The 24335-nt window shown below is 59.7% G+C and carries 15 protein-coding genes and 1 pseudogene; 11 read left to right on the top strand and 5 right to left on the bottom strand.

Going from position 1 to position 24335, the window contains the following annotated elements; all coding sequences use genetic code 11:
* Positions 1–149, top strand: a pseudogene (locus tag IG616_RS23235) (IS110 family transposase); the annotation flags it as partial.
* 55 nt (positions 150–204) lie between these two features.
* Here IG616_RS23235 and IG616_RS21620 read toward each other — a convergent pair.
* Entirely contained in the window at positions 205–495 is a 291-nt protein-coding gene (locus tag IG616_RS21620; protein WP_192150833.1) for a DUF1674 domain-containing protein, read from the bottom strand.
* A 142-nt stretch (positions 496–637) separates the two neighbouring features.
* On the opposite strand from IG616_RS21620, the gene htpX reads away from it, so the two are divergent.
* From htpX to IG616_RS21590, 6 genes are all read left to right on the top strand, one after another.
* On the top strand, positions 638–1663 hold the full coding sequence (htpX, locus tag IG616_RS21615) for a zinc metalloprotease HtpX (protein WP_192150831.1): 1026 nt from the start codon (positions 638–640) through the stop codon (positions 1661–1663).
* Positions 1664–1831: 168 nt separating this feature from the next.
* Positions 1832–3247, top strand: a complete 1416-nt coding sequence (locus IG616_RS21610; RefSeq protein WP_246476357.1) for an RsmB/NOP family class I SAM-dependent RNA methyltransferase — start codon at positions 1832–1834, stop codon at positions 3245–3247.
* A gap of 133 nt (positions 3248–3380) precedes the next feature.
* A complete protein-coding gene (locus tag IG616_RS21605; protein WP_209007989.1) occupies positions 3381–5183 on the top strand; it encodes a heparinase II/III family protein in 1803 nt (600 codons plus the stop codon).
* Between the two features lie 476 nt (positions 5184–5659).
* The gene (locus tag IG616_RS21600; protein ID WP_192150827.1) at positions 5660–6946 is read left to right on the top strand and encodes a Tad domain-containing protein; all 1287 of its coding nucleotides are present in this window, start codon (positions 5660–5662) and stop codon (positions 6944–6946) included.
* A 164-nt stretch (positions 6947–7110) separates the two neighbouring features.
* Positions 7111–8727 (top strand): bifunctional phosphoribosylaminoimidazolecarboxamide formyltransferase/IMP cyclohydrolase, encoded by a 1617-nt coding sequence (purH, locus tag IG616_RS21595; RefSeq protein ID WP_192150837.1) that lies wholly within the window; start codon positions 7111–7113, stop codon positions 8725–8727.
* Between the two features lie 196 nt (positions 8728–8923).
* A complete protein-coding gene (locus IG616_RS21590) occupies positions 8924–11032 on the top strand; it encodes a methyl-accepting chemotaxis protein (protein WP_192150825.1) in 2109 nt (702 codons plus the stop codon).
* A 216-nt stretch (positions 11033–11248) separates the two neighbouring features.
* Here IG616_RS21590 and IG616_RS21585 read toward each other — a convergent pair whose 3' ends face one another.
* From IG616_RS21585 to IG616_RS21570, 4 genes are all read right to left on the bottom strand, one after another.
* Positions 11249–12940, bottom strand: coding sequence for a methyl-accepting chemotaxis protein (locus IG616_RS21585; RefSeq protein WP_192150823.1), 1692 nt, complete (start codon positions 12938–12940; stop codon positions 11249–11251).
* A gap of 197 nt (positions 12941–13137) precedes the next feature.
* On the bottom strand, positions 13138–14118 hold the full coding sequence (locus IG616_RS21580) for a dienelactone hydrolase family protein (protein WP_246476356.1): 981 nt from the start codon (positions 14116–14118) through the stop codon (positions 13138–13140).
* Positions 14119–14497: 379 nt separating this feature from the next.
* Entirely contained in the window at positions 14498–15859 is a 1362-nt protein-coding gene (locus tag IG616_RS21575) for an MFS transporter (RefSeq protein ID WP_192150819.1), read from the bottom strand.
* Positions 15860–15977: 118 nt separating this feature from the next.
* Positions 15978–20789 carry an NAD-glutamate dehydrogenase gene (locus IG616_RS21570; protein WP_192150816.1) on the bottom strand — a complete coding sequence of 1604 codons (4812 nt, stop codon included), beginning with the start codon at positions 20787–20789 and terminating at the stop codon, positions 15978–15980.
* 106 nt (positions 20790–20895) lie between these two features.
* Here IG616_RS21570 and IG616_RS21565 point away from each other — a divergent pair, with 106 nt between their 5' ends.
* The 4 genes from IG616_RS21565 to IG616_RS21550 all read left to right on the top strand — a co-directional run bounded on the left by IG616_RS21565 (position 20896) and on the right by IG616_RS21550 (position 24309).
* A complete protein-coding gene (locus tag IG616_RS21565; protein ID WP_192150814.1) occupies positions 20896–21465 on the top strand; it encodes a peroxidase-related enzyme in 570 nt (189 codons plus the stop codon).
* Positions 21466–21557: 92 nt separating this feature from the next.
* Positions 21558–22508, top strand: a complete 951-nt coding sequence (gene argC, locus IG616_RS21560) for an N-acetyl-gamma-glutamyl-phosphate reductase (protein ID WP_192150813.1) — start codon at positions 21558–21560, stop codon at positions 22506–22508.
* Between the two features lie 46 nt (positions 22509–22554).
* Entirely contained in the window at positions 22555–23160 is a 606-nt protein-coding gene (gene leuD, locus IG616_RS21555; protein WP_192150812.1) for a 3-isopropylmalate dehydratase small subunit, read from the top strand.
* A 279-nt stretch (positions 23161–23439) separates the two neighbouring features.
* The gene (locus IG616_RS21550; protein WP_192150811.1) at positions 23440–24309 is read left to right on the top strand and encodes a protein-methionine-sulfoxide reductase heme-binding subunit MsrQ; all 870 of its coding nucleotides are present in this window, start codon (positions 23440–23442) and stop codon (positions 24307–24309) included.
* Positions 24310–24335: the final 26 nt, after the last annotated feature.

Below are 24335 nucleotides of genomic sequence, written 5' to 3'. Positions count from 1 at the left end.
CGAGCCGGGCAAATGGTCCATTAAAGGCGTTCTATCAACGGCTTATACAGAACGGCAAAAAGCCAATCGTTGCCATCTCGGCTCTCATGCGCAAGATCATCGTCATCCTCAATGCCAGAATCAGAGATGACATCGCAAAACAGAGTTGATGACGAACGGAGCAAGTTTTCCGGAAAGCAAAACGTTCAGAGGCTGGCCCGCCGCTCAAAAATCCGAGGTCAGGCCTTTGATTTCCCAGTCGTCATAGCGGGTTGGCTCCAGCCCGCCCCGGCCATTAACTTCAGCAGGCAGGGTCTCCTGGCGGGCGTCAATCTCCGCTCGGCGGGCTTCGGCTTCCTTCAGGGCGCGCTGGGCGGCGGGCGGAAGGTCTTCAAACCGGCGCTTGGGCGCTTCCTTGACTTCCACCGCCAGAGAGGGCGCGTCTGCTGCCACCTTGAAGGCGACCACGTTGGACGCCTGCGGTTGATCCGGGGTGTTGCTGTTGTCACCGGCCATGGGTCTGGCTCCCGCTTGGATCTGAGGGGCGGTCTTGAGGCGCGGAAAGCTTGAAGCGCTGGCGCAACCACCCCATTTCTGTCTGACAGAGGCTATACAGAGCCTCATCCCGAATTGCAAAAGGACTGGTGGACGGCCCGAGATGAACTATTTGCGTACAGCCATGCTGCTTGCGGCCATGACCGCGCTGTTCATGGGGATTGGCTATATGATCGGCGGCCAGGGCGGCATGATGATCGCACTGCTGATTGCCGCCGGCATGAACGTCTTCAGCTACTGGAACTCGGACAAGATGGTCCTGCGCATGCATCATGCGCAGGAAGCTGACGAGCGCACCGCGCCGGAGCTGTTTCACATGATCCGCCAGCTCTCCGCCAATGCGGGCCTGCCGATGCCCAAGGTCTATATCATCAACAATCCGCAGCCGAACGCCTTTGCGACGGGCCGGAACCCGGAAAATGCTGCGGTGGCAGCCACCACTGGCCTGCTCAACATGCTGAGCGAGGAAGAGGTGGCGGGCGTGATGGCGCACGAACTGGCGCATATCAAGAACCACGACACCTTGATCATGACCATCACGGCGACCATCGCCGGTGCCATTTCCATGCTCGGCAACTTTGCCTTTTTCTTTGGTGGCAATCGGGACAACAACAATCCCTTCGGCTTCGTTGGTGTTCTGGTCGCCATGATCGTGGCGCCGCTGGCGGCAATGCTGGTGCAGATGGCCATTTCCCGGACCCGCGAATATGCCGCCGACCGCATGGGCGCGCAGATCTGCGGCGAACCGATGTGGCTGGCCTCCGCGTTGAACAAGATTGCCGGCGGCGTTGAGCATATTCGCAATCCGGATGCCGAAGCGAACCCGGCAACTGCGCATATGTTCATCATGAACCCGCTATCCGGTGAGCGGATGGACAATCTCTTTTCCACCCACCCGGCAACCGCCAACCGCATTGCCGAATTGCAGAAACTGGCTCAATCCGGTCTGGGCAGTGGTGGTGGTTACCGTCCGCAGGCAACGGCTGCGGCGAGCTCCTACCGCAGTGCGCCTTATGGCCAGTCCGCCAGCGGGCCTGCTCCGTCTGGCCCTTGGGGAGGCGCGCGGCGCGAGAGGCCCCGCAATGATGCAGGCGATGAGCCTCGTCGGCCACGCGGGCCATGGGGGTAAGAGCCGCAGCCTGAGAAGGCCCCGGAACCGGTGCGGGAGAAATCGCTTTTCCCTCAGGCCGGTGCCATCTAAACTGTCCGTTAAACGCGCCGCTGACCATATCGGTCTGCGGCGCTCGCTTTTTCTCTTCGCCCCCTCAAGAAATCTGAGCATCCACGGAGTCCAGCCTTGGCCAAACCGTCGCGTCCCCACCTGCCCTCCAAGGGGCGTCCGAAGAAGCCGGGAACCGGTCCGCAAGCTGAAGGCGGACAGGAACGCCCGCTGATGAAGGACAAACCGGGCTTTCTCGCCCGCAAGGTGGCTGCGGATATACTTGGCAACGTGGTTCACAAGCGCCGTCCTCTCGACGGCGAGCTGGACGCGAATTCCGGCCATTCCGGGTTCCGGGAACTTGCTGCCAATGACAAGGGCCTGGTCCGCGCCATTCTCGGCGCTTGCTTGCGCCACCGGGGCGAGCTGAACGAGCTGCTGGACCGCCTGCTGGACCGGCGCATTCCTGAAAAGACCGGCCGGGTAACCGACATCCTTCATGTCGCCATGGCGCAGATGCTCTATCTCGACATTCCGGATCGCGCAGCTGTGTCTCTGGCGGTGGATCATGCCAGTGTTGACCGCCGCGCCGTGCCGTATAAGGGGCTCGTCAATGGCGTTTTGCGGCGCCTTGGCCGTGAGCGGGAAGATGTGACGGGAGACCTGGACGGGAACCGTCTGAATACGCCTGGCTGGCTTCTGGATAGCTGGACGGCCGCCTATGGTGAGGACGTCGCGCTTGCGATCGCTGGTGCGCATCAGAACGAAGCCGCGCTGGACTTGACCGTCAAGGATGATCCTGCGGGCTGGGCTGAGCGTCTGGGCGGAGTTGTCGTCGGCGCCGGGTCCGTACGTCTTCACCGCAAGGGCGCTGTCGATGCGTTGGAAGGCTTCGCGCAAGGGAACTGGTGGGTTCAGGATGCCGCCGCTTCCATGCCTGCCCGTCTCTTGGGAGACCTTTCCGGCAAACGGGCGGCCGATCTTTGCGCTGCTCCCGGCGGCAAGACCGCTCAGCTTGCTGCAGCGGGCGCGAAAGTGACCGCCGTCGATATCTCCCAAAGCCGTTTGAAGCGCGTGACCGAGAATCTCGCCCGTCTCGGGCTGGAGGCAGAGGTGATCGCCTCGGACCTGCGCGAGTGGGAGCCCTCAGCCCCCTTCGATGCGATCTTGCTGGACGCGCCCTGTAGCGCAACCGGCACCATCCGCCGTCATCCGGACGTGCCATGGATCAAGCAGGCTTATGACGTTGGCGTGCTCTCCGAGGTCCAGTCCGTTCTCCTGCGCCGTGTTGCCGGGTGGCTGCAGCCGGGCGGAACGCTGGTCTATTGCACCTGTTCGATGGAGCGGGCCGAGGGCGAAGACCAGATCGCATCCTTCCTGACCGATCAACCGGGCTTCGAGCTGGTTCCCGTGCTTCCGGAAGAGGTTGGCGGGCTTGAGGCGGTGGTCACGCCGGAAGGCTATCTGCGCACCCTGCCGTGCCATGCGGCCACAATCGATGGGGTAGAAACCGGCCTGGATGGCTTTTTCGCAGCAAGGATCCGCCGTCTTTAACGGCACATAAACTGTTGTTGAGACTATTCTGGAAAGAATTTGCTAACCTTAACAGCCCGGTTCCGGGCTTGTGGTGAAGGAAAACACTCATATTTCGGGTAGCGCGTCCACGCGGCGGAATGGTGCTTTGACCATGGGAGCCTTTGCAGAACAGGGCCGTATCTGGCGCCTGCTGGCTGGCCATGCCTGGCAACAGACGCTGAAGTGGGTCCATGGGGGCCCGCTATTCCGGCTGCGCCCGCAGCCGGGCGCGCCGTCGCGTTTGCTGATTGCGCCTCAGGATCTGAGAACCGCTGACCAGACCAATGCCGCTGATATCTACGGCGGACGCTTCCTGTTTTCCGGCCATCTGGTGGAAACCCATGGCGACAGCCCGTTCGAGATTGGCGGCACCCATCCGGACTGGCAGCGGGAGTTGCATGGTTTTGCCTGGCTCCGGGATTTAAGGGCTGCAGACAGCCGGATCGCGGGCCAGAATGCCCGCGCGCTGGTCGACGACTGGATGAGGATCTGCGGCAGACGGCATCCCATCGGCTGGGATGTGCCGGTGGTCACCCGGCGGGTGATGTCCTGGCTTGCCCATTCGCCGTTCATTCTCGAGGACGGCGATCACGACTTCTACAGCCGGTTTCTGAAGTCCCTTGCCCGTCAGGTCCGCTTTCTGCGCAAGACGATCAACGAGACCCAGGACGGTGTCGAGCGGCTGCAGGCCGCACTTGCCATCGCGGCGGCATGTGTCTCCATGGCCGGGCAGGGGCGCTATGCGCGCCAGAGCATCCGGCGGCTGGATCAGGAGCTGATGCGCCAGATCCTCACCGATGGCGGCCATATTTCCCGCAATCCCCGTGCGATCATCGAGATCCTTGCCGATCTTCTGCCCGTCCGGCAGGCCTTCATCGCGCAAGGGCTGGAACTGCCGGAAACCATGATGCTCTCCGTCGACCGGATGATGCCGATGATGCGCTTCTTCCGTCATGGAGACGGGGCTTTCGCCCATTTCAACGGCATGGGCTCCACGCCGAACGATCTCGTCGCCACTATCATGGCCTATGACGACGCCCGTGGAGCGGCCCCCGGCAACGCGCCGCATACCGGCTACCAGCGGCTCACCGGCGGCAAGTCGGTCGTACTGGTGGACACCGGCAAGCCGCCCGCGCTGGCGGTCAGCGGCAATGCCCATGCCGGCTGTCTGTCTTTCGAGTTTTCCTCCGGCTTGAACCGGATTGTCGTCAATTGCGGTGTCTCGGGACGCTCCAACGAGGCCTGGCGCCGCGTCAGCCGGTCCACGCCTGCCCATTCCACGGCGACGATCGAGGAAACATCCTCTTGCCGCTTCCTGACCGAACGTCCCTTTACCCGCTGGCTGGGGACGCCAGTGATCTCCGGTCCGGAGGTTGTGCCGGTGGAGCGCAACGACGATGATTTCGGAACCCGTGTCAGCGCGTCCCATGATGGCTATGTGGCCAATTTCGGTCTCGTGCATGCCCGTGATCTGCGGTTGAGTTCGGACGGCACGGTGCTCGACGGGATCGACAGTTTTGTCCTCCAGCGCAATCCTGGCCGTGAAGGCTATTACGCGGTCCGGTTCCATCTTCATCCAGCCATCAAAAGCAGTTTTCTGCGCGGCGGCACGGCGGTTCTGCTGGTCTGCCGTGACGGCGAAGCCTGGGAATTTGATGCCCCCGGGTCTGAGCTGGCTCTGGAAGAATCCATCTATCTCTCGGACGTCTACGGCCACCGCAAGACCATGCAGATGGTCATCTACGGCCATGCGCGTGAGAACCAGACCGTCTCCTGGCAGTTCCGCCGCACTGCAAGCGCCAAGCTCACCCGCCGTGCTATTCCCGCAGGTGTCGAGGAGCCCGTAGAAGAGTTCCAGTTCGAGATGCCAGAAGATGACGGCGGCACCACGGAGCATGGCTTCAGCTTTGATTAAGCTGACGCGTGGCCGACCGGTTTGATTTACTTCCTTTGAAAGCGGGGCTGCTCATTTCCCCAGCGCCCCTGATCGCTCCATCTGCCTTTTCGCGATGAGAGGTCTCTCGTTGCCGGGCAGACTCCCTATAAACTCCTCTTTCCTGAACACCTGCTGGAGCGCAGCTCCTGCGGAGTGACAGCAATTTTCGATAAAATTGTAACTATGACTTTATGAATATTGGGTGTGACGGAAAAGTATTCAACCTTCCAGTGCATTACTCTACGTAATCATCTTAGATTGATTTCGAATTTATATATTTATTAATAATTTCACCTCATTTAGCAATGAAAAGCCCTTCGCCGGGTAAGTATTAATAATTGTACCTTGCGTCAAATACGATCATTGGAGGTGATATGAGGTGTGCATCAAACTTTCCTGCGAAGATTACCAACTTGTCGGGAAGGTTCTCGCGATGCCGCAACGGAAATGTCACGATGATTTTCGCACTTTTGGGCGCGGTCGTTGTGTGTTGTGCCGGAGCCGGGGTTGATTTCGCCAGAGGCGTTTCTTTGCGTGACAAAATTCAAAGCGCTTTGGATTCCGCAGTGCTTGCAGGGGCTGTCAGCGAAGGCGACAAGGAAGCTGCCGCCGCTCAGTTCTTCAAGGGTGTTTTCTCGAGCTCTGAAAATGTGGAGATCACCAGCGGCTTCCAAGAGCAGCCAGGAGAGCTGACGGGTACTGCGAAAACGGAAATCCGCAGCAGTTTCCTGCAGATCTTCGGCGTGCAAACGCTTCCCGTCAGCGTTCGGTCCGCGGTCGGAATCTCGACTTCCGAAGCTTGCATTCTCGTGACCGACGAACGTGACCAACAAGGGTTCAAGGCAAACGGCAGCGGGATTATTTCGATGCCGAATTGTGAAATGCATGTCCGGGCAACAGGTAACCCTGCGACATGGGTAGACTCCCGGAATATCACAACAAAACACATGTGCGTTGCAGGTAAACTTGGAGGAAATGCACGTCCTTGGCGGGCCGAATGGGAAGAGCATTGCGACGCGATGGCGGATCCGTTCAAAAACGCCGTACCAGTGCTTTCGCCGGGTGTTGTATCGGAAAGCCGCTGTATGCAAAAATCAGACTTTCCCGACGAACGGCGTGAAGAAATGGTTTTTAAGCCGGGGACCTATTGCTGGTGGCCGAACATCAACGGGCATGTGCGCCTGGTCAGATTCTTACCAGGGAACTATGTCTTCAAGGCAGGACTTTCTCTCAACTCAGCGGCAGTTGAATTCGGCAGCGGAACCTATGTTTTCAACAAGGCAGGCTTCAACTTTAACGGGTCAGTGTACAATGTAACCATGGGATCTGGTCTGTACCTTCTCTCTAATGGATCTCGGATAACATTCAACAACCAGAAAGTCGTCGCACACGAGGTGACGATTTACCTGGCCGACAAGGACTCAGCCTTTCTGACCGTACAGGGCAGCTCGAAGCTCGATCTGACGGCTCCTGTGTCAGGCCCCTACAAGGATCTTGCCCTTGTCGAGGCTCCCGGATTAAGGCGCGAGGCCTGGAGCAGCTACAATCTCGATGGAATGATGAATGTCGAGGGCCTTCTCTATCTCCCGAGCCGGAACCTGCACCTGAATGGAAGCGGGGTTCTCGTTGGGCGGAAATTGTCTATTGTTTTAAACAAATTGAGCCTGGATGGGAAAATTCAGATCGAGCAAGGTGCTCGCTCAACCGGCGCCGGTTCCGCTCATGCCTATCTGTTACGGTGAGCAGGCAGGAAAAGCTGCAGAAATGTCGTTGGAACGGCGTACCGTCAGAGGGAGTCTCCGACCTTACTGATCGGCAGGGAGGCCGTTGAGACCTTTCCCTTGCTCTTCTTTCGTGATAGGGCGGCGCCAGTTTCCGGACCTTCCAAATCGTGAGGCATTCCCAGATGGCCATTGTGTCCAAGAGCGTTCCTGTTCCGCCGCTCGTTCCCGTCAAGCGGGCTCTTCTCTCCGTCTTCGACAAGACCGGCCTGATTGACTTCGCCAAGGCTCTTGCAGAGCGCGGCGTCGAGCTGGTCTCCACCGGCGGTTCCTACAAGGCGTTGAAGGATGCGGGCCTTGCGGTGATGGACATCTCGGAAGTCACCGGCTTTCCGGAAATCATGGATGGCCGGGTGAAGACCCTGCATCCGGCGGTTCACGGCGGTCTGCTGTCGATCCGTGACGATGCGGACCATCAGGCCGCCATGAGCGAGCACGGCATCACCGGCATCGACCTCTTCTGCGGCAATCTCTATCCGTTCGAGGATGTGGTGGCAAAGGGCGCCGATTATGCAACCGGCGTCGAGAACATCGACATTGGCGGCCCGGCCATGACCCGCGCTGCCGCCAAGAACCACGCCTATGTGACCGTGGTGACCGACCCGGCGGACTATGATCTGGTCATCGACGAGCTGGACAAGAACAACGGCCGGTCTCCGATCGAACTGCGCAAGAAGCTGGCGCTGAAGGCCTTTGCCCGCACCGCCGCTTATGACGCTGCGGTTTCCAACTGGCTGGCCGATCAGCTGGACGAAGCCACGCCAGCTTATCGTGCTGTTGGCGGCAAGCTCGCCGAAGTCATGCGCTACGGCGAAAACCCGCATCAGTCCGCGGGCTTCTACAAGACCGGCGAGGTTCGTCCGGGCGTGGCGACGGCCAAGCAGATCCAGGGCAAGACCCTGTCCTACAACAACATCAACGACACCGATGCAGCTTTCGAGCTGGTGAGCGAGTTCGATCCGGCCCGCACCGCAGCCGTTGCCATCATCAAGCATGCCAACCCTTGCGGGGTGGCTGAAGGCAAGACGCTCAAGGACGCTTATGAGCTGGCCCTGCGTTGTGACCCTGTGTCGGCTTTTGGTGGCATTGTTGCCCTGAACCAGAAGCTGGACGCGGCTGCTGCCGAGGAAATCGTCAAGATCTTCACGGAAGTGATCATTGCACCGGATGCGGATGACGCTGCCCGCGAGATCATCGCTGCCAAGAAGAACTTGCGCCTGCTGCTGACCGGCGGTCTTGCCGATCCGCGCGCCAAGGGCCTCTTCGTCAAGTCGGTTGCCGGCGGCCTTCTGGTTCAGAACCGCGACAATGGTGTCGTTGATGATCTGGATCTCAAGGTTGTCACCAAGCGTGCGCCGACGGCTCAGGAGCTCAGCGACCTCAAGTTTGCTTTCCGCGTTGCCAAGCACGTCAAGTCCAATGCCATCGTCTATGCCAAGGACGGCGCAACGGTTGGCGTTGGCGCAGGCCAGATGAGCCGCGTGGATTCCGCCCGCATCGCAGCCCGCAAGGCGCTGGATGCGACCGAAACAGCTGGTCTTAGCGAAGCGCTGACCAAGGGCTGCGTTGTGGCCTCAGATGCGTTCTTCCCCTTCGCGGATGGTCTGTTGTCTGCCGCGGAAGCGGGCGCTACGGCTGTCATCCAGCCGGGTGGCTCCATGCGGGATGACGAGGTGATTGCGGCGGCTGATGAAGCTGGTCTGGCCATGGTCCTCACGGGCATGCGTCACTTCCGTCACTGACAAGTCGCAATCAATGATATACTGCGTCAGTCTGTGCGATTAATTGCCTGAGTTGTAGTATTAATTGCTTACTTGAGTTTCAGAAAAGCAGCGATGGGCGGCAGAACTTATTAAGATCTGTCGCCTACTTTTGTTTTCACGGTTGAGTTTCCGGGCATCGCCTCCCCACGATGCTGGGCGCCGATGGAGACGAAGGATGTTTCAGAAAGCGACAATCACCACCAAACTGGTGGCGGTAAGTGTCCTGACACTCGCTATGGCGCTGGTAATTGGCATTGGTTTTATTGCTTGGCAGGCGTCACTCACCGCCGACGAACAGGCGGAGTCCCAGGCCGAAGCGGTTGCGCGCGAACAGGCGGAATTTGTCCGCAGAACCATGGAAAACGGCCTGAAGTCAGCTCAGGGACTTGCCTATTCCTTGAATGGTCTCAAGCGCGCCGGAAATGCTGATCGCGAACAGTGGATGGCTGTGGTAGAAGAAAATCTTCTTGCCAATCCAGCCATGTCGGGTGCCTGGGGCGTGGTTGTCAATGACATGTTTGACGGGAAAGACGCAGAGTTCAAGGGCAACGAGAAATACGACTCGAGATCGGGTGGCTGGTCGCCCTACTTCTTCCGTCTTCCCGACGGCAAGACCGGATACCGTCCTATCGACGACCTGGAGGTGGGATCTGAAACGACGGGCGCCTGGTTCAACGTTCCCTATCGAACGGGCAAGACATTTGTCACGGAGCCCTACAGCTGGGATGCGGACGGCAAGACGGTTACTGGCGTTTCTTTCAGTGAACCCCTGATCGAAAAAGGTAAAATCATTGGCGTCGCGGGTGGCGACATTCTGTTGACGCCACTCTCCGAGGCACTGGGCAAGCAGGTTCCGCTAGGGACAGGATCTGTCTATCTGCTTTCGCAGGAAGGGCAGTGGGTTGCTCACCCGGACGCGGCCTTGCTTGGCAAGCCTTGGGCGGAAGGCCGTTCCGCGGCTGATCTCGCCGTCAAGGACACGCTGTTGAAGGCCGTCAAGGATGGCAAGGACTTCGTCTATACCGGGTACTCCAATACTCTCGGTACGGAAGTGCTGCGCATTATCAAGTCGGTTGAAATCGGCAACTCCGGCACCACGATGTCAGTTGTCGTCAACGTTCCGGCCAGCACCCTGAGTGCTGCCTCCAACCACATCACCGTGATGATCATCGGCGTCGGTCTTGTTCTGCTGCTGGTCGTTGCCGTGTCCATCTATTTCGTCAGCACATCGGTGGTGCGCCGTCCGCTGGAGCGGGCGGTCGGCAGCATTCAGGCTCTGATCGATCAGCGATACGACGAGCCGATTGCCGATACGGAACGCGGCGATGAAATGGGCCGGATTTCCCGTGCGCTGGAAGTCTTCCGCGACAAGTCCCAGCAGGCAGAAGCGCTGGGGGCGGAGCAGAAGGAACAGCAGCAGCGCCAGGTCGAGCGGGCCCAGCAGATCCGCAATCTGTCCCAGGCCTTTGACCAGAAGGTCAGCAGCTTGACGGAGACGGTGTTGCGCCAGGTCTCGGACCTGAACTCTGCGGCGATTGTTTTGACCAAGGGCGCGGACGAAACCAGCGCCCAGAGCACCATGGTGGCGGCGGCGTCTGAGGAAGCTTCTTCCAACGTGGAAACGGTTGCCTCCGCCGCCGAAGAGCTGATGGCCTCTGTGGAAGAAATCCGCCGTCAGATGGCACAGTCTGCCACCATTGCCGGTCAGGCCGTGGATCAGGCCCAGGCAACGAACCAGAAGATCGAAGGGCTGGCACAGGCGGCCAACCGCATCAGCGAAGTGGTCAAGCTGATCACCGACATTGCCGAGCAGACCAACCTCCTGGCGCTGAACGCCACGATCGAGGCGGCCCGCGCCGGCGAGGCTGGACGCGGCTTCGCGGTCGTGGCCGCGGAAGTCAAGGAGCTGGCCAATCAGACCGCCCGGGCAACGGACGAGATCTCCATGCAGATCCAGTCGGTTCAGAGCGAGACGGAAGGCGCTGTCGGTGCGATCCAGGGCATCTCTATGACCATCGAGAAGATGAACGAGATCGCCACAAGCATTCAAGGGTCGGTCGACCAGCAAGGTCAGGCCACCGAGGAAATCGCCCGCAACATTCAGGAAGCGGCGAATGGAACCCAGGAAGTGGCCCGCAGCATCGTGACCGTGGCCTCTTCTGCCGATGAAACCGGCAGCACCGCGCGTCAGGTGAACTCGGTTGCGGAGGTTCTTCAAGGCGAAGCAAAGAACCTCCAGGCAGAAGTCGAGCACTTCCTGTCCGGTGTCCGTTCAGTCGCCTGACCAGCTTCACAGCGGCTCTGAAACAATAGAAAGCCCCCTCCGGCTTTAGCCGGGGCGGGCTTTTGCGCTTCTACCAAAGGCAGAGGACTTCTGCCTGGACTGCCTTCACAGCCCGAAGAGAGGGTTCACTGTCCGGCAGGAGCGGAGCAAACAGAAAACCCGCCAAAGGCTTGCCTGCCTTTGGCGGGTTTCCATTTCGGTGGAGGCGCTGGGGGATCAGGCCGCTTCGATGCTGTTCGCCTTGACCCCGCCAATGTAGTCTGCGATCTGCTGCCGCAGAGCCGCCGCCTGCTGGTCGAGAGATTGCGCCGCAGTGGAAACGGCGTTTGAGGTCTGGTTGGTCTGCTCCGCGGCCTGGGAAACTTCCGCGATGTTCAGGGACACGTTGTTGGTCCCCTCCGCGGCTTCCTGAACATTGCGGGCGATCTCGGCGGTTGCTGCGCCCTGTTGTTCAACGGCGGCGGAGATGGTCGAGGTGATCTCGTTGATCTTGGCCACAGTCTCGGTGATTTCGTTGATGGCTTCCACTGCTGCGCCTGTTTCAGACTGAATGCTGGAGATCTGAGTGGAGATTTCTTCTGTTGCCTTTGAGGTCTGGTTGGCCAGTTCCTTCACTTCCGCGGCAACGACCGCGAAGCCGCGTCCAGCCTCCCCGGCGCGGGCCGCCTCAATCGTGGCGTTCAGCGCCAGGAGATTGGTCTGCTCCGCGATGGCCTGAATGAGGTTCACGACGTCGCCGATGCGGCTGGCTGCCTCTGAAAGACCGCGAACACGCTCGTTGGTTGTGCTGGCCTGAGTCGCTGCGCGGGACGCCACCTCGGCAGAGGTGACAACCTGACGGTTGATCTCATTGACGGAAGCGGACAGCTCTTCTGCAGCGGCGGAAACGGTCTCCACGTTGTGGGAGGCGTTGGCGGCGGCATGCTCCACAAAGCGGCTGCGTTCCGACGTGTGCTCCGCGCCGCTGCTCAGCTGCATAGAGGCTGCCTTCAGGTCAGAGACGGAGCTGGTAATCGTTTCCAGAAGCCCATGAACTTGCGTTTCGAAGTCACCGGACAGGTTCTGGATGTTGTGTGCACGCTCCCGGTCCTTCTGCTGACGTGCGGCGTCGCCGACTTCCAGCTGCTTGCGGTCGCGCTCGTTCTGGACGAATACCTCCATTGCCCTTGCCATTTCGCCGATCTCGTCTGCGCGGTCAGTCTCGGCAACCACGATGGACGTATTGCCATCATGCAGCTGGCGCATGTTCTCGGTCAGGGCCTTCAGCGGACGGGAAATGTTGCGGATCGCGGCATAGGCGATGGAAACAGCGATCGCGCCGCCGGCAAGGATGATAGCGATCAACTGAAGCGCCTTGCTCCAGAAGGTTTTCTGAACGTCTGTGACATACATACCCGTTCCGAAGACCCAGCCCCAAGGTTCGTAAGTTTGGGCCCAGGAAATCTTTCGCATGGGCTCCTCGCCCCCAAGCCGCGAGACGAAATAGTCGACGCTTCCGCCTCCCGCCTTGGCGGCGGCGATCATCTCGCGGATCTGATACTTGCCCTTGGCATCTTTCGTGTCCCAGCCGCTCAGACCGACCAGCTCTGGTTTGGGAGAAATCACGCGGATCCCGTTAAGGGTATAGATGAATACGTAGCCGTCACCATCATAGCGCAGGGAAGCAATCGCCGCCTTTGCGCGGGTCTGTGCCTCCTCGGTGGACATTTCACCGGCAAGCTCGAGCTTGTGATAAAAGTCCGCTGCAGACAGGGCTACTTCTACCACAGATTGTGTTTGCTTGCTCCGTTCATCGAACAAGGCACTGCTCAACGCCGACAGACTAACGGTTGCGACGATGATTGAGAGTATGGTTAGGGTAATGACCGGGAGCCAGAACTTGACGCCGAGACCAATGCGATTGAGCATAACGGGAGACCTAAGTGGTTGTTATTCTATCAATAATCAACCACTTGCAAATTAACGACTAGTAAATTAAGACTTACAAAAGTTCAGGTACTGGACTAAATTTATCTGGTCCGCGATCCGCCAAGGTGACTTTCTCCTCATTGAACAAAAAAACGCCCGCTGGTTGAGCGGGCGTCGTCAATTTTACTGACGTTAGGTCAGTTCAGCTCAAAGGTTTTCACGAAATGAGCAAGAACTGCACTGTAAGCTGCTTCAGCCGCAGCGGCATTTCCGCCTACGTGGGGGCCCAGCACGACGCATTGGTCCTCGTAGGTGAAGGGCGCGCTGGTGTCGAGGTTCATGAGAATACCGTTCTCAGCTTCCCTGATTTTGCAGTTCCTGGCTGTTTGCGCGGTCTTGGACTGTAATGACTTTCCAAAAAGGGTTGGAACGTCAAATCCGTGCTCTCCTTCCGGATAGACGGTCATTTCGATGTCCACGCCAGCCTTTTTCAGACGTTGGGTGTAGTCTTCACAAACCCCCGCCGGATTGTAGTCGTCTGCTCCGCCGTGGAAGATTCGCACTGGACCCGCCTCCAGCTTGTCATCGTCCTTATAGACAGAGACGCAGTTTGGATAGAACGGCACATAGGTTGCGAACCGGGCGCCAGACTTGTTCCAGAGATTGTTGAAACGGGTCATGCTTGCGTAAAGCGCGGCCTGGCCGCCGCGTGAGAAGCCCAGAAGGCCAATACGCTTCGGATCAATCGAGCTGTGGTGAGCGAGAATGTCCAGAGCGCCGTAGATGTCGGCAATGTAGTTCAGACGGCCAAGGGCGGCCTGCTTGTCGCCCAGCTGCTTGTAACCGCGTCCGGTGAGGGAATCGATGGTGAAGGTTGCGATGCCCTTGCCGTTTAGTTGCCGAACCCAGGGTTCAATGTTGGCGCCAACGCCGCTTGAGCCATGCATCAGCACCACAGCAGGGAAGGGGCCTTTTCCCTGAGGAAGGCTTAAGATCCCGCCGATTTGCTCAGCCTTTCCGCTGGTACCGGTCAGAAACTGTTCATCGGAAAGGGTCTGTGTCGCGAACGGGTAGATTTCCTCTCGGACAGCCATGTCCGGGCTTAAAACTGGTTCGGCCATGGCGTAGCCGAACCCGGACAGGAATATGGCCAGGGTGGCGATCGTCTTGATGTGCATGATGCTCCTTTTCATCTCCTGCTGCCGGGGAGGCGGCATCAGGAGATTTCAAGTTTGAGATGGTGCTGAAACCTGCTTTGAAACTGGTTCAAGGCTTTGTTTGAAAAGAGGTTTCGAGATTTCTTATGAGGAACCCGGAAAAGCTGCGCAAGAGTGTTGATGCCACTCTGGGCGGGACTGAGCAGCAGTTTCTAGGCACTGGGTCAGCGTTTATGGCCGTCCTGGCTATGTCCGGTGAACCAATTGAAAAACAGGCAAGAGGAGTCCGGACGTTGCGGGATCAAGTCCATACATCTTATCCGTAGTGGAATTGCCCTGAGGGCAAAGCCAGGGATCTGAGGCACTGCACAGTTTCCCGTCTGCCTAGTGATTTTTCTGTTTATTTTTCTGGCCGTACCTGGGTCAGCAACACAGCGCCAAGGGCAAAGAACACCAAAATGGGCGACATGCCCGCAGCCAAGCTGCCGGTCATGATGGTTGCAATGCTGACCGCAAGCGGCGCCAGGAAGCTGGTGACCTTGCCTGAGAGGGCGAGCAGACCGAAATATTGGCCGATGTTTTCCTCCGGAACGAGGTGAACCAGAAGGCTGCGGGACGCTGACTGCAAAGGGCCTGCCGCAAATCCGATCACGCCGCCAAGAGACAGGAACAGGAGTTCTGGCAGGGATCCCGTCAATCCAGGCGTGGTGGAGGCGGGAACGGGCAACACGAACAGGATCGTGTCCCGGTCGATGGAGATCAGGCCGAGGCCGGAGGCGATCAGCAGGGCGAGCGAGGCATAGAGCACCAGCTTGGGGCCGTAGCGGTCATCCATGCGGCCGCCGATCACTGCGCCGATCGTGCCTGTCACCGTCAGAAGTATGCCGAAGCTGCCGATCTGGAAGGCTGCCCAGCCGAGTTGGCTCGCGGCATAGATGCCGCCAAAGGCAAAGAGGGCGACCAGCCCGTCCTTGTAGGCCATGTTGGCCAGGAGAAAGAGGAAGATGCGCTTGTTCTGCCGTGCGAGGCGCAGGCTTGCAATGAGCGCCGCAACACCGCTTCGGATCGCTGGTCCGAGGGCCGATCTGCGCGGCGCATCCGGCGTGAACAGGAATAGCGGCAGTACGAACACCACATACCAGAGGGCAGAGAGAGGCCCGGTTGCCCGGTCGCCGGCCCGGCTTGCCGTATCGGAGCCAAGGATAGGATCCAGCCCGAGAAGGGTTTTTCCGGTGTCCGGGCTTGCCGCGAGAAACCCAAGCACCAGCACAAGACTGACGAGACCTCCAGCGTAGCCCATCGCCCAACCGGTGCCAGACAGCCGGCCCACATGCGTGCGTGGCACCAGATCCGTCATCATCGCGTTGTTGAAGACGGTCGCGAACTCGATGCACAGCGTTGCGGCGGCAAAGCCCGCAAGGGCGATCGTCAGCGCATGGGGGCTGCCGGGGGCGGCAAACCACAAACAGATGCAGGCAATCACGAAGGGAATTGAGAAGGCCAGAATCCAGGGTTTCCGGTGACCGGTTGCATCCGCGATGGCGCCAAGAACAGGCGCGAGCAAGGCAATCGCAAGGCCTGATGCGGATGTTGCAAATCCCCAGAGGGTCTGTCCCTGTTCCGGTGTTGCTGCCAGGGCCGTTGCGACGAAGGGTGCAAACACAAAGGTGGTCACAAGGGTGAAGAAGGGCTGTCCCGCCCAGTCAAACAGGATCCAGGACCACAGGGCGATCCGCTTGGCAGGGAGACCGGTCTCACTCATGGCTGTAGCTTCCTCCACGCGGCATTTCGAGTGCCTGAAACGGAAATCCCCGGCACATGGCCGGGGATTAGCACATTCGAGAGGGCTTGTGCATGCCGCGTCAGCTGCGCGCTTGCCCTTACTTGGTCAGCTCAGCCAGCAGGCTGGCCGCAACGGAGAACTTGGAGACGCTCAGGTCGCCATCCAGGATCTCGTTGACGGTGCGCGTGGTGCGGGCAACCGAATGCTCATGCTTGGACAGCCAGGCCTCGAAGCTTCCGCTTGCGATGGCTTCCTTGGCGATGCCCCGGTGCGCGGCGGCCAGGATCGACCGGGCGCGGTCGAGGGCAAGGCCGTCGTAGTAATCGGAGATCGTCAGTTCGCGGGCGAGGGCATCCATCGCGCCGATGCGGAAGTGGGCCGCAACGTCAAAGAAGGCTTTCGCGGCAAGGTCCAGATTGGCCGCTGTTTCTTCCGCGACAATCACCACGTCGGGGATTGCAGCCTCCACCGGAAGCCAGGCAATCCGGCGGGCGAGCGCCTCCGGAACCTTGCATTCAATGTAGCGGGCCGTCTGGCGTTCTAACTCCGCCGAATGGTCCGGGCCAAGCAGGCCGGCAAGGCGCGCGCGAAGGTCCTTGATCCCAGTGCCGAAGCGTTCGACCACATCGGAGATGCCACCCTCGAAGGAAAGATTCCGCTTGAACCACACGACCTGCTCGATCAAGAGGTCTTCGACTGCCGAATAGAGCTCAAGCTGAATGCCGCCATCGACCTTGTTGTCGAGGGTGTCAATCTCGGTGTTGAGGTCCGTCAGGTCAAAGCTATTGCGGACTGCGACGAAGCTGCGGGCAATGTCCGCCGGGCTTGCGCCGGTCTGGTCCATCAGCCGGGTCATGAAGGTCGGACCGCCCCGGTTGATCATGGAGTTTGCCAGCATGGTGGCGATGATTTCCCGGCGCAGACGGTGGCCGGAAATCTCGTCGCTATAAGCCTCTGCCATCTGGTCCGGGAAGTAGCGGAACAGCTCGCGGCTGAGATAGCTGTCATCCGGAACGGTGCTGGACAGCAGCTCATCATAAAGAGTGAGCTTGGCGTAGGCGAGCAGAACACCCAATTCGGCGCGGGTCAAAGGTGTCCCGGTCTTCGCCATTTCGGTAAGTGTCGTGTCGTCCGGCAGGAACTCGACGGTCCGATCAAGAAGACCCGCCTGTTCCAGCTGGCGCATCATCCGGCCCTGATAACCGAAGTCTTCCATGCCGCGTCGCTCCGTCATGGAGATCGCCAGGGTCTGGAGATAGTTGTTGCGCAACACCAGACCGGCAACCTCATCGGTCATCTGCGCCAGAAGCTCGTTGCGCTCCTCGATGGTCAGCTTGCCGGATTTGACGGCCGCGCCGAGGGCGATCTTGATGTTCACTTCCATATCGGAAGAGTTCACGCCGGCAGAGTTGTCGATGGCATCCGAATTGGAGCGGCCACCCTTGCGGTTGAACTCGATACGGGCCTTCTGGGTCATGCCGAGGTTTGCGCCCTCGCCAATCACCTTGGCACCCACGTCGCTGGCCGTGATACGGATCGCATCATTCGCACGGTCGCCTGCATCCGCATCTGTTTCCGTGGAGGCACGGATGTAGGTGCCGATGCCGCCGAACCACAGCAGGTCGACCTTCATCCGCAAGATGGCGGTCATAACCTCCTGAGGCGTTGCCTGAGGCCGGGAGATACCCAGCAGGGCCTGTGCCTCCGGAGACAGCGGAATGGACTTGGCCGAACGCGGGAAGATGCCGCCACCCTTGGAAATCAGCTTCTCGTTATAGTCCTTCCAGGACGAGCGGCCGAGGTCGAAAACCCGTTTGCGCTCCTTCCAGGATTTTGCGGTATCCGGATCCGGATCGAGGAAGATATCGCGGTGGTCGAAGGCGGCCACGAGCCGGGTCTGCTTGGACAGAAGCATGCCATTGCCGAAAACGTCGCCGGACATGTCGCCGACGCCTGCTGCGGTGAAGGGCTCTGTCTGGATGTCCCGGTTCATCTCGCGGAAGTGGCGCTTAACCGCTTCCCAGGCGCCACGGGCGGTGATCGCCATCTTCTTGTGGTCATAGCCAGCCGACCCGCCGGAGGCGAAGGCATCGCCCAGCCAGAAGTCCCGGCCTTCGGAAATGCCGTTGGCCGTGTCGGAGAAGGTGGCCGTGCCCTTGTCGGCGGCGACGACCAGATAGGGGTCATCGCCATCGTAACGCTGTACACCCGCAGGCGGGACGACCTTGTCGTCAACCAGATTGTCCGTGACGTCGAGCAGAGCGTTGATGAAGATCTTGTAGCTGGCGGTGCCTTCCTGGAACCAGCCTTCCCGGTCGGTCGCCGGGTCGGGCAGGAACTTCGGCACGAAGCCGCCCTTGGCGCCAACTGGCACGATCACAGCGTTCTTGACCTGCTGGGCCTTCACCAGGCCCAGGACTTCGGTTCGGAAATCCTGCGGCCTGTCGGACCAGCGCAAGCCGCCTCGGGCCACCATGCCGAAGCGCAAGTGCACGCCTTCGACGCGGGGGCTGTAGACGAAGATTTCACGGAAGGGCCGCGGGCGCGGCATGTCCTCGATATTGCGGGAGTTGATCTTGAACGCAAAGACCGGCTTGGGCTGCCCATTGCCGTCCAGCTGGAAGAAATTGGTTCTGAGAATGCTGTCGATCACATTCTGGAACCGGCGCAGGATGCGGTCATCGTCCAGGCTCGAAACGGTGTCGAGCGCCGCGGCGATCTCGCTTTCCAGACGGGCGGTTTCAACGTCGCGGTCCTGGTCGCTGGCTGCCGGGTTGAAGCGGGCGTGGAAAAGGTCAACAAGCTTGGCCGCGATCTGCGGATAGTTGTTCAGCGTGGTCCACATGTAGTCTTCTGAGAAGCGGATGCCGACCTGGCGCAGATAGCGCGACAGGGCACGGATGACGGCAATGTCCCGCCAGGCAAGGCCAGCACTCAGCACTAGGGCGTTGTAGCCATCGTTCTCCGCCCGGCCCATCCAGACCGCCATGAACAGGCTTTCCAGCCGGTCCCTGAGGTCATCGGCAAGATCCGCAACAACCCCGGCGCGGCTCGACTCAAGCGTCATTTCGTGCAGATAGGACAGATCCTGGTCCGTCGGCGTGATGCGGTAGGTCCGTTCATTGATGACCTTGAAGCCCATATTCTCCAGCAGCGGAACGCGGGCTGACAGGGGGATCGGAGCATCCAGATGGAAGACCTTCAGTGACAGACGATCGCCTGAAGTGCCGGAGTTTCGGAAGAAAGTGATGGCTGTCTGGCGCTCGCGGGACAGGGTCTCAAGCTTGAGAACGTCTGTCAGGGCCGTTTCTGCGCTGTAGACTTCCTTGTAGCCGCCGTGGAAGGCGAGAGCATAGCGATCGGACAGCTCACGGGCCTTTACCGGATCGAAGCGCGCTTTCAGGGCGTCCCGCAGGCCGTCCGGCCAGGTCCGCACCATGGTGGCGACGGCTTTTTCCAGCTCCTCCTGGTCCGGCTGCGGGGTCTGACCCTTGTCCCGGCCAATGATGAAATGGACGCGGGCGAGCGGGCCCTCCGGATAGGTCACGTACCAGGCGGACAGCCGTCCTTCGAAAACGGACGCGAGATAGGTGCCGATGTTGAGGCGGACTTCGGTTGTGTAGCGGTCACGCGGCACGAAGCAGAGGATCGAGACATAGCGGTCGAAGCGGTCGGCACGGGCGAGAACCCGGATACGCGGCCGCTCGTCCAGCTGCAGGATCGTCATGGCGAAGTCGAACAGCGTGTCCTTGTCGATCTGGAACAGCTCGTCCCTCGGGAAGCTTTCCATCACGTTGGTCAGAGCACGGCCGGAATGGCTTTCCGGGTCGTAGCCCGCCTTAGCCAGAACGCTGGCAACCTTGCGGCGCAGGAACGGGATGGTGCTGGTCGGCTCGGTATAGGCCGTGGACGTGAACAGGCCAACGATGCGCAGCTCACCCGCCAGCTTGCCATCTTCATCGAACAGCTTCGCGCCGACATATTCCATGTGGACCCGGCGGTGGACCTTCGACTTCACATTGGCTTTCGCGATGATCAGCGGATCCGGCTTCATCAGGAATTCGCGGACTTCCGGGGTGATCTGGACGAATTCGTTGCCACGGCGCAGAACCCGCACATCCGGATTGGCGAGCAGGCCAAGGCCGGTGCCGTCGTTGGGAGAGAGTTCGCCATCGGCCACGCCGCCTTCAAAGCGGTACTCGCGCATGCCGAGGAAAATGAAATTGTCGTTGGCCATCCATTCCAGGAAGTGGATGGCTTCCCAAAGATCGTCGCCACCGCCGGCAGCCTGACCCGTCTTGTAGGAATTGATGGCGCGGACGAGGCGCTTCTTCATCGCATTCCAGTCCTGCACGGCTGCGCCGACATCATTCAGAACGGAATTCAGCCGGGCCTGAAGCGCCTGCCGGGCCTCTTCGGAATCGATCCGGCCGATATGGATATGGATCAGGCTTTCCTGGTCGTCCTCACGCGGGGCGCCCTTTTTCTTGCCTGTCGCGGAAATGAGACCACCCTTGGTATCACGCTCGACGTTGAAGATCGGATGAAGCACCAGATTGACTTCGAGGCGGCTCTCTTGCAGCTCGGCCATAACCGAATCCACCAGGAACGGCATGTTGTCGTTCACCACTTCGACGACGGTGAGCTCTCCGGCCAGCTGCCCATCCGCCTTGAAGGACGGGTTCACCACGGAAACCCGGTGCGTGCCCTTCTGGTGGGATTGGAAGTCGCTCCAGGCATGACGCGCGAAGGCTGTCAGCTCGTCCTGGCTGTAGTTGACAAGATCCTCGGCCGCCCCCCGGAGATAAAACTCGCGGGTGAAGTCGGCAAGCGCTTCACTCTCGCTTTTGAGGGATTGGTGAATGGACTCTATCAGTGCGTTTTTCGCCGCTTGTTTTTTGTCCGGCATTTCCGTCCCTTTCCAATCCATTGGTCTGAGCATGCAGCTGGATTGTGTTCATGCTAGCGTGAGATAGTGAATGAGATGATGACAAATTGGTCAACTGGGAGGGTGCATGTCTGATGAGAGGGTGATCGCCCTGGTTGTAGGTGATAGCGAGCCGCTAAGTTCCGAAACCCAGAAGTATTTTGACCTGTGCCAGGAAAAGCTTGGCCTGGTCCCGAATGTCCTACGGGCATACTCTTTCGACGACAAGAAGCTGCGGGCCTTTACTGACATTTATAACGATTTAATGCTCGGCCAGAGCGACTTGACAAAACTTGAAAGGGAAATGATCGCGGTTGTTGTGTCCTCCGTAAACCGCTGTTTCTATTGCCTGACGGCTCATGGAGCCGCAGTGCGTGAGCTGTCCGGCGATCCGGTGCTGGGCGAGATGCTGGTGATGAATTACCGGGCCGCCGATCTGACGCTGCGCCAGCGGGCGATGCTGGATTTCTCTGTCAAGCTGACCGAACGCCCGGCGGAAATTGTCGAGGCGGACCGGGAGGACCTGCGCAAGGCCGGGTTCACGGACCGGGATATCTGGGACATTTCGTCCGTTGCGGCCTTCTTCAACATGACCAACCGGCATGCGGCGGCGACCGATATGCGGCCCAATCATGAGTATCATTCAATGGCCCGTTGAGTTTGCGGCGCTTGCGATGCGGTGACATCTCCTGCATTTGGGTGTAAGAGGCACGGGTTTTTCCGTGACAGGCAGGAGAGGGAGCCGGGACCATGGTCGCGCGCGTATTCATTGATGGTGAAGCTGGAACGACAGGACTCCAGATTCGCGAGCGCCTTGCAGCGCGCCGGGATCTTGAGCTTCTGTCCATTCCCGATCATCTGCGCAAGGATCTCTCTGCCCGCGCGGACCTGCTCAATGCCGCCGATGTTGCGATTCTCTGCCTGCCCGATGATGCGGCGAAGGAAAGCGTTTCGCTGATCACCAGCGGAACCACCCGGGTGATTGATGCCTCGACCGCTTACCGGGTTGCCGAAGGCTGGGACTATGGCTTTGCCGAAATGGCCAAGGACCAGGGCGCAAAGATCGCGGCCTCCAAGCGGGTGTCCAATCCGGGCTGCTGGCCGCAGGGCCTGATCGCCCTGACCCGTCCGCTGATTGAAGCCGGTCTTCTGCCGGCGGATCTGGCGCTCACTTACAATGGCATTTCCGGCTATTCCGGCGGCGGCAAGTCAATGATTGCCGACTATGAAGCAGCAGGCGCTGGCGCGAACACCTTTGCGCCTTACGCCCTGACCTTCAATCACAAGCACTTGCCGGAAATGACGGCTTATAGCGGCCTGACCAAGGCGCCGCTGTTCACCCCGTCTGTCGGCAACTACTACAAGGGCATGCTGACGGCCATACCCCTCCAGCTTTCGGTTCTGCCGAAGGTCCCGACGGGCGCCGAGCTTCATGCCGCTATCGCGGATCACTTCGCAGCCATCCAGGATGGTTTCGTTGAAGTGGCCCCGCTTGCGGAGACCGGTTCCTCCAAGGACCTGAACCCGGAAGCGCACAACGGCACCAACACGCTGCGTCTGCATGTGTTTGCCAATGACGCCCGCGCTCAGGCCGCTCTGATCGCCGTTTATGACAACCTGGGCAAGGGCGCGTCCGGCGCGGCTGTCCAGAACCTGAACCTGATGCTGGGGGTCAATGCGGCTACCAGCCTCGCTGCCTGATTATCAAGATAAAACAACAAGCCAGAGACCTTTGGAGGTTATCGCCTTGGACAAGTTCACCACGCTCACCGGTGTCGCCGCTCCGCTGCCGATCATCAACATCGACACGGACATGATCATCCCGAAGCAGTATTTGAAGACGATCAAGCGCACAGGCCTCGGCACCGCGCTGTTCTCCGAGATGCGCTACAATGAAGACGGGTCCGACAATCCGGATTTCGTCCTCAACCAGCCGGCCTACAAGGGCGCGCAGATCCTGGTGGCCGGTGACAACTTCGGATGCGGCTCTTCCCGAGAGCATGCACCGTGGGCACTGCTTGATTTCGGCATCCGCTGCGTGATCTCCACGTCCTTCGCCGACATCTTCTACAACAACTGCTTCAAGAACGGCATTCTGCCGATCCGCGTGTCTGAAGAAGAACTCGACAAGCTTCTGGACGATGCCTCCCGCGGTGCCAACTCCACCCTGACCGTGGATCTGGAAACCCAGACCATCAAGGGCCCGGATGGTGGCTCGATTTCCTTCGAGATCGACCCGTTCCGCAAGCACTGCCTGATGAACGGTCTCGACGACATCGGTCTCACCATGGAAAAAGCTCCGAAGATCGACGCTTACGAAGCCAAGGCGGCAGACAGCCGCCCCTGGGCGTGAGGCCTTAGTGAAAGGGCTGGTTGGTCCTTTTCTTCGCGCCGTCCCGGACGAAGCGTAGCGCAGATCCGGGACCTGCTATCTGTTCACCGTGAAGCGGCGCACATTTCAGGGGTGGCCCCGGCTCAAGGCCGGGGCGGCCCGGTGAATGCCGGATAACGCGGTCACCTCAAGTCTAGCCGGGCCACGTGCCCGGCTTTCTTGTGAGCCTCGCGCGGCCTTCACAGCGGCTTGAACAGATTTGGGATGCGCAAGGCGCATTTCCGCTTTAGGTCAAAAGCTATGACCCACGTTTCCCCAATTCTGGCGGCAATGCCCTGGACGGACCGGCAGGGCCGTTTGTCGGTTCTCAGGCTGATCGTCTTTCTGATCCTGCTGGCTCCAGCCGCGGATTTGCTCTTCTTTCTGTTTTTCGGTCCGGTCTTTCCGGAGCCTTACGAGCTTTCGCTGCATGAAAGCGGTGACTGGGCGGTCCGGTTCCTGGTTCTCTCGCTTGCGGTCACACCGGCGCGGCGGATCTTTTCCTGGAACAAGCTGATCGGAGTGCGGCGGATGATCGGTGTCTCCGTCCTCTTCTATGTGCTGCTGCACCTGCTGCTTTACACAGCTTCCGAGCATTGGAACCTTGCAAAGGTCATTAGCGAAATCGCACTGCGTTTCTATCTCACCATCGGGTTCGTCGCGCTGCTGGGTTTGTCAGCTCTCGGTGTCACGTCCTTTGACCGGATGATCCGGAAGATGGGCCGCCGGTGGAACCAGCTTCACATGCTGGTCTATCCCATCGCCGTTCTGGCTCTGTGGCATTATTTCCTGCAGTCCAAGTCCGATGTCACCTCCGCCGTGCTGCTGGCGGGTCTCTTTGCGCTGCTGATGATCTACCGCCTCGTTGTGCGGCTGCAATGCCCGCTGGCAAATCCCGGAGTTCTGGCTGGCTGTGCGGCAGGCGGTGCTGCGGCAACCGCAGGCATCGAATATGCCTGGTATGCGCTGGCGACCGGCATTCCGGCCAAGCTGGTGTTCCTGGCCAACTTCAATGTGGAATACGAATTCCGTCCCGCCGTCTGGGTGGGGATAGTGGGCTTGTGTGTTGCAGCCGTCAGAGTGCTGCAGATGCTGCTGCCCATGATCCGGGGTAGGCTGAAAGCTGCTTGAGGAGGGGGCTTCTAGAGCCGGGCAGG

Origin of the sequence: Roseibium litorale (assembly GCF_014842915.1) — a bacterium.
GTDB lineage: Bacteria > Pseudomonadota > Alphaproteobacteria > Rhizobiales > Stappiaceae > Roseibium > Roseibium litorale.
This window is presented reverse-complemented; position numbering and strand designations above follow the sequence as displayed.

What these genes read in the sequence shown, in the direction of transcription:
- IG616_RS21620 (WP_192150833.1), bottom strand. Translation starts at nt 495, where the DNA reads ATGGCCGGTGACAACAGCAACACCCCGGATCAACCGCAGGCGTCCAAC.
- IG616_RS21585 (WP_192150823.1), bottom strand. Translation starts at nt 12,940, where the DNA reads ATGCTCAATCGCATTGGTCTCGGCGTCAAGTTCTGGCTCCCGGTCATT.
- IG616_RS21575 (WP_192150819.1), bottom strand. Translation starts at nt 15,859, where the DNA reads ATGAGTGAGACCGGTCTCCCTGCCAAGCGGATCGCCCTGTGGTCCTGG.
- IG616_RS21600 (WP_192150827.1), top strand. Translation starts at nt 5,660, where the DNA reads ATGATTTTCGCACTTTTGGGCGCGGTCGTTGTGTGTTGTGCCGGAGCC.
- htpX (WP_192150831.1), top strand. Translation starts at nt 638, where the DNA reads ATGAACTATTTGCGTACAGCCATGCTGCTTGCGGCCATGACCGCGCTG.
- IG616_RS21580 (WP_246476356.1), bottom strand. Translation starts at nt 14,118, where the DNA reads ATGCACATCAAGACGATCGCCACCCTGGCCATATTCCTGTCCGGGTTC.
- argC (WP_192150813.1), top strand. Translation starts at nt 21,558, where the DNA reads ATGGTCGCGCGCGTATTCATTGATGGTGAAGCTGGAACGACAGGACTC.
- IG616_RS21590 (WP_192150825.1), top strand. Translation starts at nt 8,924, where the DNA reads ATGTTTCAGAAAGCGACAATCACCACCAAACTGGTGGCGGTAAGTGTC.
- IG616_RS21550 (WP_192150811.1), top strand. Translation starts at nt 23,440, where the DNA reads ATGACCCACGTTTCCCCAATTCTGGCGGCAATGCCCTGGACGGACCGG.
- IG616_RS21570 (WP_192150816.1), bottom strand. Translation starts at nt 20,789, where the DNA reads ATGCCGGACAAAAAACAAGCGGCGAAAAACGCACTGATAGAGTCCATT.
- purH (WP_192150837.1), top strand. Translation starts at nt 7,111, where the DNA reads ATGGCCATTGTGTCCAAGAGCGTTCCTGTTCCGCCGCTCGTTCCCGTC.
- IG616_RS21605 (WP_209007989.1), top strand. Translation starts at nt 3,381, where the DNA reads ATGGGAGCCTTTGCAGAACAGGGCCGTATCTGGCGCCTGCTGGCTGGC.
- IG616_RS21565 (WP_192150814.1), top strand. Translation starts at nt 20,896, where the DNA reads ATGTCTGATGAGAGGGTGATCGCCCTGGTTGTAGGTGATAGCGAGCCG.